Origin of the sequence: Streptomyces sp. NPDC005402 (assembly GCF_040606575.1) — a bacterium.
GTDB lineage: Bacteria > Actinomycetota > Actinomycetes > Streptomycetales > Streptomycetaceae > Streptomyces.
On sequence record NZ_JBEXFB010000003.1, the window covers coordinates 455,820 to 471,604 of the forward strand.

Below are 15,785 nucleotides of genomic sequence, written 5' to 3' on the forward strand. Positions count from 1 at the left end.
GTTGGATGTGTTCCGCGGTCCACATCCGCACCATCCCTACGGGACAGGAGACATCACCATGCCCAGTGTGTTCGTCCAGGGCAGGCCCACCGACTCGTATCCCCGGCTCGCCCCCGAGGCCCGGCGCGGACGGGTGCGGCGCATCACCGAGGTCGGCGAGGAGGTGCTGCACAAGCCGTGCCGGGACGTGACCGAGTTCGGGCCCGATCTCGCCGCGCTCATCGACGACATGTTCCTGACGATGTACATCGCGGACGGCGCGGGACTCGCGGCGAACCAGGTCGGCGTCGGTCTGCGGCTGTTCGTGTACGACTGCCCGGACGACGACGGGGCCCGGCATGTCGGGCACATCGTCAACCCGGTGCTCGACCCGCTCGACCCGGCCGGGCGCAGGCTGCTCGACGACAGCGAGGGGTGCCTGTCGGTGCCGGGCGCCGTCATGGACGTACCGCGTCCGGACCGGGCCGTGGTCCGCGGGTTCGACAGGGACGGCGAGCCGCTCGTGATCGAGGGGACCGGATACTTCGCGCGCTGCCTGGCCCACGAGACCGACCATGTGAACGGGCAGGTGTATCTGGACCGGCTGTCCAAGCGGGAACGCAAGGAGGCGCTGCGGCAGGTGGCGGACCGGCGGGACGAGGTGTTCGCCCGCCGGACGGCCAACATCGAGGCGCTGAACGGCGCTCAGGGCCCGGTCGGCGCCTGAGGGCGGGCTCCCGTCACGCCTTCGGCGCCACCTTGCTCAACCCGTTGATGATCCGGTCCATCGCGTCGCCGCCCGTGGGGTCGGTGAGGTTGGCGAGCATCTTGAGGGTGAACTTCATGAGCAGCGGGTGGGTCAGGCCGCGCTGGGCCGCGATCTTCATGACCTTCGGGTTGCCGATGAGCTTCACGAAGGCGCGGCCCAGTGTGTAGTAGCCGCCGTAGGTGTCCTTGAGGACCCGCGGGTAGCGCTGCAGGGCGATCTCCCGCTGGGCGGGCGTCGCGCGGGCGTGGGCCTGGACGATGACGTCGGCGGCGATCTGGCCGGACTCCATGGCGTAGGCGATGCCCTCGCCGTTGAACGGGTTCACCATGCCGCCGGCGTCGCCGACCAGGAGCAGGCCCTTGGTGTAGTGCGGCTGGCGGTTGAAGGCCATGGGGAGGGCGGCGCCCCGGATCGGACCGGTCATGTTGTCCGGGGTGTAGCCCCACTCCTCCGGCATGGAGGCGCACCAGGCCTTCAGCACCTCGCGCCAGTCGAGCTCCTTGAAGGAGTCGGAGGTGTTCAGGACGCCGAGGCCGACGTTGGACGTGCCGTCGCCCATCCCGAAGATCCAGCCGTAGCCGGGCAGCAGCCGGTCCTCGCCGGGGCCGCGGCGGTCCCACAGCTCCAGCCAGGACTCCAGGTAGTCGTCCTCGTGGCGGGGGCTCTCGAAGTACGTCCGTACGGCGACGCCCATGGGGCGGTCCTCACGGCGGTGCAGGCCCATCGCGAGCGAGAGCCGGGTGGAGTTGCCGTCGGCGGCGACCACGAGGGGCGCGTGGAAGGTGACTTCGCGCTTGTCCTCGCCGAGTTTCGCGTGGACGCCCGTGATGCGGCCCGTGCGGTCGTCGACGATCGGGGCACCGACGTTGCAGCGCTCGAACAGCCGCGCCCCGGCCTTCTGGGCCTGGCGGGCGAGCTGCTCGTCGAAGTCGTCGCGCTTGCGGACGAGACCGTAGTCGGGGAAGGAGGCCAGTTCCGGCCAGTCGAGCTGGAGGCGTACGCCGCCGCCGATGATCCGCAGGCCCTTGTTCCGCAGCCAGCCGGCCTCTTCGGAGATGTCGATGCCCATGGCCACGAGCTGCTTGGTGGCACGCGGGGTGAGGCCGTCGCCGCAGACCTTCTCGCGCGGGAACTCGGTCTTCTCCAGGAGGAGCACGTCCAGTCCGGACTTGGCGAGGTGGTAGGCGGTCGTGGAGCCGGCCGGCCCCGCGCCGACGACGATGACATCGGCGGTGTTCTCGGACAGGGGCTCGGTCACGGCGGGATCTCCCCAGGCTCGGAATCAAGTTCGGAATCAAGTTCTGAATCCGCGTGCCGACCGGCACTGGACATGGGCAGTCTATTCAGCAGAATTGATCACCCGGCTGAAGGGCTGCCCCATGGACCGAGCTCTGCCCGTAGTACGGCTGCGTGTCCCCACCGACGAGGACGCCGTGGCGTGGCACCGGGTCTTCGACGACCCGGACGTCATGGAGTTCCACGGCGGCAGATCCGCGGAGCTGTACGTCTACGAGGAGCTCACCGCGCGACAGCGGCGGCACGACGCCGAGCGGGGTTTCTGCCTGTGGACCATGGTCGGCGAGAGCGGTCAGGTCATCGGCTTCACTGGCGCCCAGCCGTGGCCGCGGAACTGGGGGCCGACGGGTGAGATCGAGATCGGGTGGCGGCTCGGACGGGCGTACTGGGGCCAGGGCTACGCGACGGTGGCCGCGCAGATGACCCTGGAGCGGCTCAGGGCGGCGGGCGTGACGAACGTGGTGGCGATGGTCAGACCCGGCAACGAACGGTCGATCGCGGTCACCAAACGCCTCGGGATGGAACTCGCGGAGACCTACCAGCACCCCCTCCTCCAGGAAGAGGCGCTGTGCTTCCGGCTTTCCCTGCAAGACAGTTACTCAAAGTAGCGGTCTGCTACAGAAAGACACCCGGCACTTCCGGCCGCCACCGGGCCGGAGTTACCCTTCCGGTACCGCTGGGGGTGACATCTGTGCGCATAACACCCAAGACGCCCGAAGTGCGCGTACCGCGTCTGGTCGGACTCATGGCCGTCGACGCGCGCGAGACGGCCCAGGCGCAGGGCCTGTTCGTCAACGCGCCGGATCGCAGGGACTTCCACCAGGCCGTCGTCGACTATGTCGTACGCCAGTACCCGCAGGCCGGTGCGGAGGTGCCGCGGGACTCGGTGGTGTACGTGTGGTTCGACCTCGGCCCGGGTGAGGGCGGCGGGGGCAGCCGCGAGCCCCGCGTCCCCCACCCCCCGAGCGGCGGCCTCCAGCGCGAACTGGACGAGCCGGGCGATCCGTACGTGGTCCGCTGTGTGACGGGACTCTGACGTCCCGTCCCGAGCCGCTCAGCTCTCCTTGACGCCCCGGTGCAGGGCCACGATGCCGCCCGTCAGGTTCCGCCACGCCACCTTCGACCAGCCCGCCTTCTGGAGGCGCTCCGCCAGGGCCGGCTGGTTGGGCCAGGCGCGGATGGACTCGGCGAGGTAGACGTAGGCGTCCGGGTTGGAGGAGACCGCGCGGGCGACCGGCGGCAGGGCGCGCATCAGGTACTCGGTGTAGACCGTGCGGAAGGGCGCCCAGGTCGGGTGGGAGAACTCGCAGATCACGACCCGGCCGCCGGGCCGGGTCACGCGGTACATCTCGCGCAGCGCGGAGTCGGTGTCCTGGACGTTGCGCAGCCCGAAGGAGATGGTGACGGCGTCGAAGGTGTCGTCCTTGAAGGGCAGCTTCGTCGCGTCGCCCGCGGTGAACGGCAGCCAGGTGTGCTTGCGCTTGCCGACCTGGAGCATCCCGAGCGAGAAGTCGCAGGGCACGACATAGGCGCCGGTGCAGGCGAAGGGCAGCGACGAGGTGGCCGTGCCCGCCGCCAGGTCCAGGATCTTCTGGGCGGGGCGGGCGTCGACGGCCCTGGCGACCTCCTTGCGCCACACCCGGTCCTGGCCGAGCGAGAGCACGTCGTTCGTCAGGTCGTACCGTTCCGCCACGTCGTCGAACATCGAGGCGACTTCGTGCGGCTGCTTGTTCAGGGAAGCGCGGGTCACGTCCCCATTCTTGCAGGCCGCCCTCCCGGAAGAAGCTGCGGCTTCTTCTTGGCGGCCACGTCTTCCACCCATCCGCACACCAGCACGAACACGGCGATCAGGACCCACCCGATGCCGAACATGAACCACTGGCTCTCCAGCGGCAGCCACTTCTCGAACGCGGGCACGTCCCAGAACCGGTCGATCAGGGGCACGGCGAGGATCAGCGCGATCTCGTGCCACAGGTAGATCGTCACCGCGCGGGAGTTGAAGACCGTGACGAGGCGGTCGGTCCGCCGGAAGCGGGTGAGCCAGGCGAAGTCGATCCCGAAGGACGACTTGGCCCACATCAGCGGCATCACGTACCCGGCGGACCAGAAGGCCTGCGCGAGGGGGATGTCGTCGAGGTCGTACGACCCCGTCTCGGCCTGGTGGGTGAAGGCGTACCAGCCGCCGAACCCGATAGCGGCGAGCGAGAGCACGACGACGCCCGCCGGCTTCAGCCGCTCCAGGACCCCGTCCCGGTGGGCGAAGCCGAGGATCCAGCAGAACAGGAAGGTGGCGAGGTCGGTCAGCGCGCTGCCGAGGCGGTCGTCCGGCGGCTCCCAGAGGAACTGGAAGACCACGATCGGGGCCAGGGACAGCAGCAGGACCGGCACCGGAGCGAGCCGGAACACCTTCAGCAGCACCGGGGACAGCAGGACGAACCAGAGGTACGTCCGCAGGTACCAGAGGATCTCCCAGGCCTGCTCGCCCCACGCGTTGCCCGGTGGATCGCCGAGCGGCACGATCCAGTAGACGATCTGCCAGCCCGGCATCCAGTCGTGGACCAGCATCGCGAGGACCACGAAGACGCCCCAGAACCAGAACGGCGGCAGCAGCCGGCGCATCCGGCTCTTGATCACCTTGGCCGCGGGCCGCTCCATGGACTTCGCCATCAGCGTCCCGGCCAGGGCGAACATGATGCCCATGGAGGGGAAGACCATGCCGGCCCAGGCCCACCCGAAGGTGTGATAGGTGACGACCCGGATCAGGGCGACGGCCCGGAGGGTGTCGAAGTAGCGGTCACGGCCCGGGGGCCGAGACGGAGGCTTCTCCTCCTCCGCCTCGGCGTCGGTGGGAGCAGCGGGAGCCGGTGGCTCCGGTTCCGGCTCCATCACCGGCATGGGGGCTGTCGCGTCCGGTACCGGGTCCGCGCTCTGCCCGAGGTCGACGTACTGCTGCGGGTACGGCTGCTGTTGCGGATACGGCTGTTGCGCGTACTCCGGGTACCCGTACTCGGGCGCGTATCCCTGGCCGTATCCCTGCCCGTACCCCTGGTGCTGCTGCGGGTACCCCTGCTGCTCCCAGCTCATCAGCCGGCCCCCGCCGGGGTGCCGACCTCGCCGGTGCGCTTCAGCTTCTGCCAGCGCAGCCGACCCCCGGTGAGCGCGGTGATGCAGGAGTGGATGAGGACGAGGTACATCATCTGGCGGTAGGCCAGCTGCTGGAGCGGCATCATCAGCAGATAGCGGTACTGCTCCTTGTCCAGCTTGAAGGCGTACGCCGCGCACACGAGCTGGACACCGAGGACCGCGAGCCACGCGTACAGCGCCGCCTGGAAGTCGATGAAGATCATCGAGTAGGCGGTGAACACGTCGATCAGCGGGGCGAAGACCGGCGTGACGATCTGGAAGATCACCACCAGCGGCATGCCGACCCGGCCGAAACGGCCCGAGGGCCCCTTGTCGGTGAGCGACTTGCGGTGCTTCCACAGCGCCTGCATCGTGCCGTACGACCATCGGTAGCGCTGGGACCACAGCTGCTTCAGGGAGCCCGGCGCCTCGGTCCACGCGCGTGCGTGCTCCTGGTAGACGACCCGCCAGCCCGCGCGGTGCATCGCGATGGTGATGTCGGTGTCCTCGGCGAGGGTGTCCTCGCTCATGCCGCCGACCTGGAGGACCGCCTCGCGGCGGAAGGCGCCGATCGCGCCCGGGATGGTGGGCATGCAGCGCAGCAGGTCGTACATGCGGCGGTCGAGGTTGAAGCCCATCACGTACTCGATGTGCTGCCAGGCGCCGATGACGGTGTCGCGGTTGCCGACCTTGGCGTTGCCGGCGACCGCGCCGACCTCGGGGTTCGCGAAGGGCTGCACCAGCTGCCGTACGGTGTCCGGTTCGAAGACGGTGTCGCCGTCCATCATCACGACGATGTCGTGACTGGCGCTGCGGACGCCGTTGTTGAGGGCGGCCGGCTTGCCCGCGTTCTCCTGGCGGATCACCCGGACGTTGTTCATCCCGAGCTTCTCGGCCGCGGCCCGGGCGATCTCCGACGTACCGTCCGAGGAGCCGTCGTCGACGACGATGACCTCGATCGGATGGGTGCTCCTCGCCAGCGACTCCAGGGTGTTGGCGATGCACTCCTTCTCGTTGTACGCCGGGACGATCACGGTCACCGGCCGGGTGACCGTGGGTCCCCAGCTGAAGCGGCGCTTGTTGCGCTGCCGGTAGTGGCGGCGGGCGAGGATCAGCATCATCCCGAACCGCCCCATCACGGCCACGCCCACGATCGCGAGCCCGACCGAGAGTGTGGGCACGGTGTACTCGGCGACGGCGACGGCCATGACGAGCGCCTTGCCCTCGTAGAGGGTCGTGCCGGTGGCCTCGCGGTGCGCGGCCTGGAGGCGGTCGGTGCCGTTCCGGGCCGTACGGGCCGCGGAGCCGTTGCCGCCCTGGCCCTGTCCGCCTCCGGCGCCGGCCGACGCGTTCGCCTGTTGTCCGGCCCGGGCAGCCGAGTTCTGCGCCTCGATGACCCCGCTGATGGTGGTGAAGGTGTAGCCCTTCGCCCGCATCTTCTGGATGTACTGCGGCAGCGCCTTGATCGTCTGCTCACGGTCGCCGCCGGCGTCGTGCATCAGCACGGCGGCGCCCGAGGTCCCGGAGGGTGTGGCCCACTTGACGATCTTCGAGACGCCCGGCCTCTTCCAGTCGTCGCTGTCGGTGTCGACGAAGACGCTGGTGTAGCCCTCCTCGCCGAGTTTCTTGTAGACGGGCCAGCTGTAGTTGTCGATCGCGTCCGTCTCCGAGGAGTACGGCGCCCGGAACAGCGTGGTGGTGATGCCGGCCGCGCCGGCGAGGGCGAGCTGCGTCTGGGTCATCTCGCGCCGGACGCGGGCGTCGCTCTGGTAGGAGAGGTCGACGTGGGTGAAGGTGTGGATGCCCACCTCGTTGCCCTGGTCGACCATGTTCTTCACGATCCCCGGGTAGCGCGACACCATCGAGCCGACCAGGAAGAAGGTCGCCGGGACGTCGTACTTCTCCAGGATCTTCAGGACCTGGGGCGTGTACGTCGGGTTCGGGCCGTCGTCGAAGGTGAGCGCGATCGTCCTGGACGGCACGGAGGTCGTGGTCGCCCGGCCGCCCCGGAAGCTGATGATCGGCCCGCCGTTGAGGATCTTGTCGGGGACCTTGCTGGAGCTGGCGCCGTCGCGCACCCGCTGGTCGCCGCCGACCTCGGCGCGCAGATAGCCGTCGAGCAGCATCACGCTGGTCAGGCCGAGCAGGAGCAGCAGGGCGAGGATGACCCGCGGTTTCTGCAGCGCCGCGGCCTTGCCCGCCGCCCGCTCCATGCGGGTGGGGGCGCGCCGGCGGCCGCGGGAGGGCGTCGTCGTGGTCATGTGGTGGGCCGTTCCGGTCAGTTGGAGGCCGCGGTGGCGGAGGCGGTGGCGGAGGTGGTCGCGGTCGGGGCGGCGCTCGGCGGAGCGCCCGTGGCGGTGCCCGTGGGCGGAGTGCCCGAGGGCCTCGACGGCGGGGTGCCGATGCCGCCCTGCGGCCGGATGCCGCCGGGGCCGGAGTTCGAGGAACCGCCGGGACCGCCGCCCGCGAAGGGCAGCAGCGTCGTGCTGGAGACGCCGATGCCCATGAAGGCCAGGCCCAGCACGACGGCGTAACCGAGGGACAGAAGGCCGAGGAGAAGGCCGATCCGGCGCAGCAGCTTGGAGCGGCGTCCGGAGTTGTCAACGAACACGGGCCCCTCGGCGGACCCGTTACTACCGCTTTTGCGGCGGCGACCGCGCGACTCGGCGCGGTTTTCGGTGGCAGGCTCGGAATGCATTCCCCAGACGTTAGGCAGTCTTTATGTGTCCACCTTTGGCGTTGTTGTGAGGTGCATATGAGAAACGTCTTATGCTGTCTGTTTCCTGAGAGGTCCCCAGAAACTCCGCACGCCTCTCCGGGAGGTGAAGGGGGCCGAATGTCCGCCGCGCGTGACCGATTCGCTCTTTACCACCCACCTCGTCTGTGAGAGGGCTGTTCAAAGACTGTCCTCATGAACCTCAGGCGGGTGTGAGACATTCGCGCTCCAGAAAGCGACACGAGAGCGGGTGCATGTGAAATGCGGAGTTTCCTGAAACCGATGGCCGGGCTCACCTGTCTGTTCGCCCTGGCCACGGCGGGGTGCTCCTCCGCAGCGGACAGCACCTCGGACGCGGACCCTCCGGATCAGAGCGGCGCGTCACGGTCGGCGTCGTCGGTGGTCACTTCGTACGCGCCCTACGTCAGCGCGACCGAGGCCTCCGACAACGACTCCGCGGGCTCGCCCTCGGTGTACAACCTCGCCTTCGTGATCGCCGACGGGAGTGACTGCACGCCGTCCTGGAACGGCACGTCGGCTGTCGGCGACTCCTCCGTCACGTCCCGGATCAGCGCGCTCAAGGAGGACGGGGCGCGGGTGCGGGTGTCGTTCGGCGGGGCGTCCGGGAAGGAGCTGGCCGAGACCTGTTCCAGTGCGGCGAAGCTGGCCGCCGCTTATGGGAAGGCGCTGGATGCCGCCGGTTCCTCGCTCGCCGACTTCGACATCGAGGGGGACGCGCTGACCGACTCCGACTCGGTGGATCTGCGGTCCGAGGCGATCGCGTTGCTCCAGGAGGAACGGAGCGGTCTCACCGTGTCGTTCACGCTTCCCGTGATGCCGTCCGGACTCGACGACGACAGTGTGGCGTTGCTGGAGTCCGCGAACAACAAGTCGGTGCAGGTGTCGACGGTCAACATCATGACGATGAACTACGGGCAGTCCTACGACGGGGACATGGGGAATTACGCGATCACTTCGGCGAAGGCGGCACAGTCGCAGTTGAAGTCGGTCTTCGGTACGTCGGACGCCACTGCGTGGCGGGCTCTTGCGCTCACCTCGATGATCGGGACGAATGACGTGGCCGGGGAGACGTTCACGTTGTCCGACGCCGCGCAGGTGAGGGAGTTTGCCGCTTCGAAGGACGTGGCGTGGGTGTCGATGTGGTCGACGTTTCGGGATCAGGAGTGCGAGGAGGGAAACCCCGAGGAGGATGACGCGCTGACCGATTGCAGTGGTGTTTCCCAGTCGGCGGGGGCGTTCGGGGAGGCGTTGGCCGGTTGAGTCTCGGGTGCGGCTCGGTGGGGGCTGGTCGCGCCCGCGGAGCCGCACAACGACACCGCCCCGCGCCCCTGAAGGCCCTTACCTGCGCCGGTGCAACAAGCGGCCCTTGATCACCGTCGCCACGCAGGCCCTCGCGCCGCTTTTCGTCAGCGCCCCCTCGTCCGGTACGTCGAAAACCGCGAAGGTCGCGTCCACGCCCCTGCGCGGCAGCAGGGGCATCAGGATCGCCTCTGCCAGGCTCCGCCCGACCAGCGGGTCGAAGACTGGCGGGCCGGGACGGTCCTCGAAGCGCTCCTCACTCGTCATCCCCACCCGGTACACAGCGTCCGCCACCGCCGGGCGTAGCAGATCACCCGCCACCGCCACCACCCCGTGCGCCAGCATCCGCTGTACGCCCCGCCTGGCGCTCGCGCCCCATCGCGCGTCGGTCATGTCGAGGCCCGACAGCGCCGCACCCGTGAGCGGCTCGCTGCCCAAGTCCTCCCGGGGGTCCGGGTGGTAGCACTGCTCCAGCAGCTCCGGGCCGTACGGATTCACCAGGCCCGGGGTGAGAACTCCCGGCCAGCGGCGCACCCGTGCCGTCGGGTGGGCGGCGGCCAGGTCCTCGTACGCCTCCACGGCCGCGATCCGCCGGCCCTCGACGAGGACCGCCCCGCCCGGCAAGGACGGCCGACCGTCCCCGAAGAGCACCAGGTCGGCGGTGTGGATCGTCAGCAAGGCGGGCCTAGTTGGACGCGAGGATCTTCAGCTCGGGATGTGCCGTGCCGCCCTCGATCGCCGTGGAGGAGATGTGGGACACCACGCGCGCGTCGACCGGGTCGTCGGCCGGGTCGTCGTGGACGACGAGGTGTTCGTACGTCGTGGAGCGCTGGGCCGGAACCCGTCCCGCCGTACGGATCATGTCGATCATTTCCTGGAGGTTGGAGCGGTGCTTGGCTCCGGCCGCCGAGACGACGTTCTCCTCCAGCATGATCGAGCCGAGGTCGTCCGCGCCGTAGTGCAGCGTCAGCTGGCCCGCGTCCTGGCCGGTGGTCAGCCAGGAGCCCTGGATGTGGGCGATGTTGTCCATGAAGAGCCGGGAGATGGCGATCATCCGCAGGTACTCGAAGATCGTGGCCTGGGTGCGGCCCTTGAGGTGGTTGTTCATCGGCTGGTAGAGGTACGGGATGAACGCCCGGAAGCCGCCCGTGCGGTCCTGAACGTCACGGATCATCCGCAGGTGCTCGATGCGCTCGGCGTTGGTCTCGCCGGTGCCCATCAGCATGGTGGAGGTGGACTCCACGCCCAGGTTGTGCGCCGTCTCCATGATCTCCAGCCAGCGCTCGCCGGACTCCTTGAGGGGCGCGATGGCCTTGCGGGGGCGCTCCGGGAGCAACTCGGCGCCGGCACCGGCGAAGGAGTCGAGACCGGCGGCGTGAATCCGCTGGATCGCCTCCTCCACGCTCACCTTGGAGATCCGGGCCATGTGCTCGACCTCGGACGCGCCCAGCGAGTGGATCACCAGCTGGGGGAACTCCTTCTTGATGGCCGCGAAGTGCTTCTCGTAGTACTCGACGCCGTAGTCCGGGTGGTGTCCGCCCTGGAACATGATCTGCGTCCCGCCGAGTTCGACGGTCTCCGCGCACCGGCGCAGGATGTCGTCCAGGTCGCGGGTCCAGCCCTTGTCCTTGGCCGTGGGCGGGGCGTAGAAGGCACAGAACTTGCACGCCGTGACGCACACGTTCGTGTAGTTGATGTTCCGCTCGATGATGTACGTCGCGATGTGCTCCGTGCCCGCGTACCGGCGGCGGCGCACGGCGTCCGCGGCGGAGCCCAGCGCGTGCAGTGGGGCGTCGCGGTAGAGGTCGAGCGCCTCCTCCGGAGTAATACGCCCGCCTTCGGCGGCACGGTCGAGGACGGACTGAAGGTCGGCCTTCTCGGTCACCGGGGCGTGCCTTTCGTCAAGGGTTCGGGCGGTCTGGGCCAGCCTACGCCAGCCCTCCGACAGGCCGGATGTCAGGCCGTGTACGCCCCGATCAGCAGCCCCGCGTACGCCCCCGCGATCAGGAACGGCCCGAACGGGATCGCGGTCTTGCGCCCCGCCTTGCCCACCAGGACCAGGACACCGCCGTAGAGCGCGCCCAGCAGGAAGCCCGCGAAGGTGCCCAGCAACACGGTGTCCCAGCCGTACCAGCCCAGGACCGCTCCCGTCCCGAGCGCCAGCTTCACGTCGCCGAAGCCCATGCCGCCCGGGTTGACGCGCCACAGCATGTAGTAGCCGACACCGAGGGCGAGGGCGCCCCACAGGGCGTTCAGCCAGGTCCCGGTGTGCTCCGGCACGAACGAGACGGCCCCGAGCAGCGCGAGCGCGGCGGCCGCGAGAGGGAGGGTGAGCGGGTCGGGCAGCCGTCGTACGCGCAGGTCGATGACGGCGAGCAGGACGCCCACGGGGGCGAGCAGCAGCCAGACGGCGAGCTCCGGGCGGGTGCCGGTGGCGGCGGCGAGGGCGGCACAGGGGAGGGCGGTGACCGTGGAGAGGAGGGCGGTCCCGGGGCCGTACGACAGCCGGGGGCGGCAGGTTCCGCACGTCGCCCAGCCCAGCCAGCCGCCCAGTCGGCCGGCCAGGGGATGCCCGTCCGGGCACGTCCGGCGCCACGGTTCCCCGGGCGGGACGGAGAAGCGGTAGGCCGCGCGTGGCAGCAGCGCACCCGCCGCCGCTCCCCACAGCGCGGCCACGACGACAAGCAGTCCGGTCACCGCCCGACCTTCGACATCCGTGCCTCGGGGTATCCCTCGGCCTCGCTCTCCGAGGCGTACTTCAGGTCGTCGCCCACCGTGGTGAGGCGGACGGTGTGGGCGGTGGGGTTGCAGCCGGCGTGGTTGTCCTCGGCGCCGACGGCCGTGGTGACGAGCTCCGTGTCCGTGACCTTCTTCAGGGTGAGGACGTCGGTGCAGACCGCGCCGATCGCGTCGGTCTGCTGCAGGCGGCCCAACTCCTCGCCGACGTTCACCTTCTTGACGGTGATCCGGAAGGTCCCCATCGGCAGGCTCCCGCCGAGACCCGTGCCCTGGCCCTCCCAGGTGCCGAGATAGCGGGCGGGGACCTCGGCCGGTCCGCTGGACGGCTCGCTCGACGCCTCGTCCGACAGCGACGGGGAGACGGAGGGGGAAGCCGCCGACGGTGCGGAGGCCGACGGTACGGAGCTCGGAGCCGAGGAGTACGCCTCGTTGCCGGGCTCGGAGCTCGCCGAGTCGTCCTGGCCCCGCCCCGGCAGCAGGTCGAACACGAACACCGACCCCACGGTCACCGCGGCCAGCGCCCCCGCGACCGCGAGCGCCACGGTGCAGCTCAGGCGGCGGCCACGGCCGTTGTCGCCGGGGGCGGAGGTGGCGGCCACGGAGACGGACAGGCGGCCCGGGTCGAAGCCGGACCGCCGGTCGGAGGGCACCACCGTGTCCTGCGGCACCGCGTCCCGGGCCGAGGGCAGGCCCGACGGTGGCGTGACCGGAAACGCCGCAGGCCCGGCCGCGGGAGCCGGAGGCGCCCCCGGGGACACCGCCGGCATCACGGGCGGTGGCCCGAACGCGCCGACCGGATCCGCCGGACTCCCGCCCACCGAAGGAGTGCTGAACCCCACCGGCCCGGACGCCTGCTCCCCCACCGCCTCAAGGTTCAACAGCTGTACGGCACTACGCCCCACCTGCTCGACCAGCGCCCCCGGCAGCCACCCGGCCGCCACCAGCCGCGCCGCGCCCCGCGGAGCCAGCCGCCGGGCCACCTCGCCCGGAGTGGGCCGTTCCTGCGCCGACTTGGCCAGGCAGAGCTCCACGACGTCCCGCAACTCGCCGTTCAGCGATCCGAGTTCCGGCTGTTCGTGGACGACCTTGTAGAGGAGGGAGGCCGAGGAGTCCCCGGGGAAGGGCGGTGCCCCGGTGGCCGCGAACGCCAGTACCGCGCCCAGGGAGAAGACGTCCGCCGCACCCGACACCCCTTTGCTCAGGATCTGTTCGGGGGACATGTAGCCGGGCGAGCCGATGGAGACACCGGTCGAGGTGAGGGACGCGGTGCCGTCCGTGGCGCGGGCGATACCGAAGTCGATGAGCAGCGGGCCGTCGACGGTGAGCAGGACGTTGGAGGGCTTCACGTCCCGGTGGACGAGCCCCAGTTCGTGCACGGCGGCGAGCGCCTCGGCCAGTCCCGCGCCCAGGACCCGTACGGAATGCTCCGGCAGCGGGCCCCCGTCCGCGACCGCCGAGGACAGGGAAGGGCCCGCCGCGTACCCGGTGGCGACCCAGGGCACCGGCGCCTCCGGGTCGGCGTCGAGGACCGGCGCGGTCCAGGCCCCGCCCACCCTGCGCGCCGCGTCCACCTCGCGGCGGAAGCGGGCGCGGAACTCCTCGTCGAGCGCGAAGTGCGGGTGCACGATCTTGACCGCGACCGTGCGGCCCCCGGCGCTGCGCCCGAGATACACCCGGCCCATGCCGCCGGCCCCCAGGCGGCCGAGCAGCCGGTAGGGGCCCACGGCGGTGGGCTCGTCGACGCCGAGCGGCTGCATCCTGCCTCCCCCGTAAGTCCCCCGTAAAGGTACGGATGCAGGTTACGGCTGAAGCAGTTCCACCTTCACGTCCCCGGGGAAACCCGTTGTGGGCCCCACCCTTCGCGCGAACTCCGTGACCGCCGCCAACTGCGGGGCCCCGAACCGGAAGTCCAGCGTCGTGAAGTACGTCTCCAGGATCTTCTCGTCGAAGGCCTCCCAGCGGGCCGCCTGCTCCGCGACCTTGCCGACCTCTTCGAGGGAGAGGTTCCGGGAGGCGAGGAAGGCCTCGTGGACCTTGTGCGTGATGACCGGCTCGCGTTCGAGATAGTCGCGGCGGGCGGCCCAGACGGCGAAGACGAACGGCAGCCCGGTCCACTCCTTCCAGAGCGAGCCGAGGTCATGGACCTCCAGGCCGAAGCGCGGCCCGTCGAGGAGGTTCGCCCGCAGGGCCGCGTCCCCGATGAGTACGGCCGCCTCGGCCTCCTGCATCATCAGGCTGAGGTCGGGCGGGCAGGTGTAGTAGTCGGGCCGCACGCCGTAGCGCTCGGCGAGGAGGAGCTGGGCGAGACGGACGGAGGTGCGCGAGGTCGACCCGAGGGCCACCCTGGCGCCGTCCAGCTCGTCCAGCGGGACCTGCGAGACGATGACGCAGGACATGACCGGGCCGTCGCAGCCGACGGCGATGTCGGGGAAGGCGACCAGGTCGTCCGCGTTCTTGAGGAACTCGACGAGGGTGATGGGCCCGATGTCGAGATCTCCCTGCACCAGCTTCTCGCTGAGCTTCTCCGGGGTGTCCTTCGTGAGCTCGAAGTCGAGGAGCGTGCCCGTCCTCGCGAGCCCCCAGTACAGGGGCAGGCAGTTCAGGAACTGGATGTGGCCGACGCGCGGCCGGGTGCGAGAATTGTCCACATCGCGACACTAGACCCCTTCGGGTACGCTTCGGAGTTCGGCCCCAGGGTCAACCTCGCCGCGATCTTCAAACATCCGAGTGACGTGATCTTTGCCTCTATTGCTTTCGGCTGCCCGCGTGCTAGGCTCGCCGCAAGTTGCAGTTTGGTTTCCCTTGCAGTACAGAGCCTGCGGAGCATGTAACCGCAGGCTCTAGTCGTTTTCAGAAGAATGCAGTTGTGCGGCACTGTTTTCACACTTGCAGGTTCTGGAGCAGGGCAACCCTTTTGGGCCCAAGGAGGGCTTATGGCTACCGGAACCGTGAAGTGGTTCAACGCCGAAAAGGGCTTTGGCTTCATCGCCCAGGAGGGCGGCGGCCCCGACGTCTTCGTCCACTACTCCGCGATCAACTCGAGCGGCTTCCGCTCGCTGGAGGAGAACCAGGCGGTCTCCTTCGACGTGACCCAGGGCCCGAAGGGCCCGCAGGCGGAGAACGTCACCCCCGTCTGAGCGATCCCGTCTCATAGTGATCCCGTCTCATAGGCGCTCCAGCCTCTGATCCGGACCTGAATGCAGTACCCAAGGAGCCCCGCGCCGCACGGCAGCGGGGCTCCTGCCTTTTGCGTTCCCGCCTCCACATGTGCTGTTCACACGTGCTGCATGACGAGCACGAACGTCGTGCCGGGGTCGAGCGCCTCGTAAGAATGGGCCACATCCCCGCGATACGTCATGTAGTCGCCGGGACCCAGCTCGACCTCCTCCCCCGCCGGTCCGGCCTTCACCCTGCCCGTGCTCACGATCAGGTGCTCCACGGACCCCGGAATGTGCGGCTCCGATTCCCGTACCGCCCCCGGCTCGGCCCGCAGGTGGTAGATGTCCCGCCGCGCTCCGGGCGGGCTCGCGGACAGCAGGGTGGCCGCGTACTCGGCCCGCTCCGAGGCCACGGTCGGACCCTGCCCCGCCCTGACCACCTGCACGGACGACACCGGCGGCTCCACCAGCGTGCTGAACGGCACCCCGAGCGCCACCCCCAGCGCCCACAGCGTCTCCACGCTCGGGTTGCCGCTCGCCGCCTCCAGCTGGGACAGCGTGGATTTGGCGATGCCGGCGCGCTTGGCCAGCTCGGAGAGCGAGAGTCCGGCACGCGTGCGTTCACGGCGGAGCGCGGTGGCAATCCAGTCCAGGGGGCGTTCGGGCATACTGTTCGCTCCATCGG

At 69.8% G+C, this 15,785-nt stretch carries 16 protein-coding genes; 5 read left to right on the forward strand and 11 right to left on the reverse strand.

Annotated features, from left to right (window positions below):
• Window positions 1–58 precede the first annotated feature (58 nt).
• Window positions 59–706, forward strand: coding sequence for a peptide deformylase (def, locus tag ABZT02_RS08065; RefSeq protein ID WP_356015368.1), 648 nt, complete (start codon window positions 59–61; stop codon window positions 704–706).
• A 13-nt stretch (window positions 707–719) separates the two neighbouring features.
• Here def and ABZT02_RS08070 read toward each other — a convergent pair whose 3' ends face one another.
• Complete coding sequence (locus tag ABZT02_RS08070; protein WP_356015370.1) at window positions 720–2,006, reverse strand: geranylgeranyl reductase family protein; 1,287 nt, start codon at window positions 2,004–2,006, stop codon at window positions 720–722.
• 121 nt (window positions 2,007–2,127) lie between these two features.
• Here ABZT02_RS08070 and ABZT02_RS08075 point away from each other — a divergent pair, with 121 nt between their 5' ends.
• Both ABZT02_RS08075 and ABZT02_RS08080 read left to right on the forward strand, forming a co-directional pair.
• Window positions 2,128–2,652 (forward strand): GNAT family N-acetyltransferase, encoded by a 525-nt coding sequence (locus ABZT02_RS08075; protein ID WP_356015371.1) that lies wholly within the window; start codon window positions 2,128–2,130, stop codon window positions 2,650–2,652.
• A gap of 110 nt (window positions 2,653–2,762) precedes the next feature.
• A complete protein-coding gene (locus ABZT02_RS08080) occupies window positions 2,763–3,080 on the forward strand; it encodes a PASTA domain-containing protein (protein ID WP_356015557.1) in 318 nt (105 codons plus the stop codon).
• Between the two features lie 18 nt (window positions 3,081–3,098).
• Here the strand turns inward: ABZT02_RS08080 and ABZT02_RS08085 are convergent, their stop codons facing one another.
• From ABZT02_RS08085 to ABZT02_RS08100, 4 genes are read right to left on the reverse strand one after another with little or no spacing between them, the layout of a single operon-like run.
• Window positions 3,099–3,794, reverse strand: coding sequence for a demethylmenaquinone methyltransferase (locus tag ABZT02_RS08085; protein WP_356015373.1), 696 nt, complete (start codon window positions 3,792–3,794; stop codon window positions 3,099–3,101).
• Complete coding sequence (locus ABZT02_RS08090; protein ID WP_356015376.1) at window positions 3,791–5,128, reverse strand: acyltransferase; 1,338 nt, start codon at window positions 5,126–5,128, stop codon at window positions 3,791–3,793. The genes ABZT02_RS08085 and ABZT02_RS08090 overlap by 4 nt, the downstream gene beginning before the upstream one ends.
• Window positions 5,128–7,428 carry a bifunctional polysaccharide deacetylase/glycosyltransferase family 2 protein gene (locus ABZT02_RS08095; protein ID WP_356015378.1) on the reverse strand — a complete coding sequence of 767 codons (2,301 nt, stop codon included), beginning with the start codon at window positions 7,426–7,428 and terminating at the stop codon, window positions 5,128–5,130. Before ABZT02_RS08095 ends, ABZT02_RS08090 begins: the two co-directional genes overlap by 1 nt.
• Window positions 7,429–7,445: 17 nt before the next feature.
• Window positions 7,446–7,778, reverse strand: a complete 333-nt coding sequence (locus ABZT02_RS08100) for a hypothetical protein (protein WP_356015380.1) — start codon at window positions 7,776–7,778, stop codon at window positions 7,446–7,448.
• Window positions 7,779–8,144: 366 nt separating this feature from the next.
• Between ABZT02_RS08100 and ABZT02_RS08105 the strand changes: the two genes are divergently transcribed.
• Window positions 8,145–9,164 carry a chitinase gene (locus tag ABZT02_RS08105; RefSeq protein WP_356015381.1) on the forward strand — a complete coding sequence of 340 codons (1,020 nt, stop codon included), beginning with the start codon at window positions 8,145–8,147 and terminating at the stop codon, window positions 9,162–9,164.
• A 78-nt stretch (window positions 9,165–9,242) separates the two neighbouring features.
• On the opposite strand, the gene ABZT02_RS08110 is transcribed toward ABZT02_RS08105, so the two are convergent.
• The 5 genes from ABZT02_RS08110 to ABZT02_RS08130 all read right to left on the reverse strand — a co-directional run bounded on the left by ABZT02_RS08110 (window position 9,243) and on the right by ABZT02_RS08130 (window position 14,590).
• Window positions 9,243–9,881 (reverse strand): hypothetical protein, encoded by a 639-nt coding sequence (locus ABZT02_RS08110; protein WP_356015383.1) that lies wholly within the window; start codon window positions 9,879–9,881, stop codon window positions 9,243–9,245.
• 7 nt (window positions 9,882–9,888) lie between these two features.
• Window positions 9,889–11,088: a cyclic dehypoxanthinyl futalosine synthase gene (mqnC, locus tag ABZT02_RS08115; RefSeq protein ID WP_355747665.1), complete on the reverse strand. Its 1,200-nt coding sequence runs from the start codon at window positions 11,086–11,088 to the stop codon at window positions 9,889–9,891.
• Between the two features lie 71 nt (window positions 11,089–11,159).
• Window positions 11,160–11,900 (reverse strand): A24 family peptidase, encoded by a 741-nt coding sequence (locus ABZT02_RS08120; RefSeq protein WP_356015385.1) that lies wholly within the window; start codon window positions 11,898–11,900, stop codon window positions 11,160–11,162.
• Complete coding sequence (locus ABZT02_RS08125) at window positions 11,897–13,699, reverse strand: serine/threonine-protein kinase (RefSeq protein ID WP_356015387.1); 1,803 nt, start codon at window positions 13,697–13,699, stop codon at window positions 11,897–11,899. Before ABZT02_RS08125 ends, ABZT02_RS08120 begins: the two co-directional genes overlap by 4 nt.
• Before the next feature lie 42 nt (window positions 13,700–13,741).
• Window positions 13,742–14,590 carry a menaquinone biosynthesis protein gene (locus ABZT02_RS08130; protein WP_356015389.1) on the reverse strand — a complete coding sequence of 283 codons (849 nt, stop codon included), beginning with the start codon at window positions 14,588–14,590 and terminating at the stop codon, window positions 13,742–13,744.
• Between the two features lie 285 nt (window positions 14,591–14,875).
• Between ABZT02_RS08130 and ABZT02_RS08135 the strand changes: the two genes are divergently transcribed.
• Complete coding sequence (locus ABZT02_RS08135; RefSeq protein ID WP_356015391.1) at window positions 14,876–15,079, forward strand: cold-shock protein; 204 nt, start codon at window positions 14,876–14,878, stop codon at window positions 15,077–15,079.
• 137 nt (window positions 15,080–15,216) lie between these two features.
• Here the strand turns inward: ABZT02_RS08135 and ABZT02_RS08140 are convergent, their stop codons facing one another.
• Window positions 15,217–15,768, reverse strand: coding sequence for an XRE family transcriptional regulator (locus tag ABZT02_RS08140; RefSeq protein ID WP_356015393.1), 552 nt, complete (start codon window positions 15,766–15,768; stop codon window positions 15,217–15,219).
• Window positions 15,769–15,785: the final 17 nt, after the last annotated feature.

Coding starts and splice junctions, on each gene's coding strand:
- def (WP_356015368.1), top strand. CDS start 59: ATGCCCAGTGTGTTCGTCCAGGGCAGGCCCACCGACTCGTATCCCCGG.
- ABZT02_RS08075 (WP_356015371.1), top strand. CDS start 2,128: ATGGACCGAGCTCTGCCCGTAGTACGGCTGCGTGTCCCCACCGACGAG.
- ABZT02_RS08090 (WP_356015376.1), bottom strand. CDS start 5,128: ATGAGCTGGGAGCAGCAGGGGTACCCGCAGCAGCACCAGGGGTACGGG.
- ABZT02_RS08095 (WP_356015378.1), bottom strand. CDS start 7,428: ATGACCACGACGACGCCCTCCCGCGGCCGCCGGCGCGCCCCCACCCGC.
- ABZT02_RS08105 (WP_356015381.1), top strand. CDS start 8,145: ATGCGGAGTTTCCTGAAACCGATGGCCGGGCTCACCTGTCTGTTCGCC.
- ABZT02_RS08125 (WP_356015387.1), bottom strand. CDS start 13,699: ATGCAGCCGCTCGGCGTCGACGAGCCCACCGCCGTGGGCCCCTACCGG.
- ABZT02_RS08135 (WP_356015391.1), top strand. CDS start 14,876: ATGGCTACCGGAACCGTGAAGTGGTTCAACGCCGAAAAGGGCTTTGGC.
- ABZT02_RS08140 (WP_356015393.1), bottom strand. CDS start 15,768: ATGCCCGAACGCCCCCTGGACTGGATTGCCACCGCGCTCCGCCGTGAA.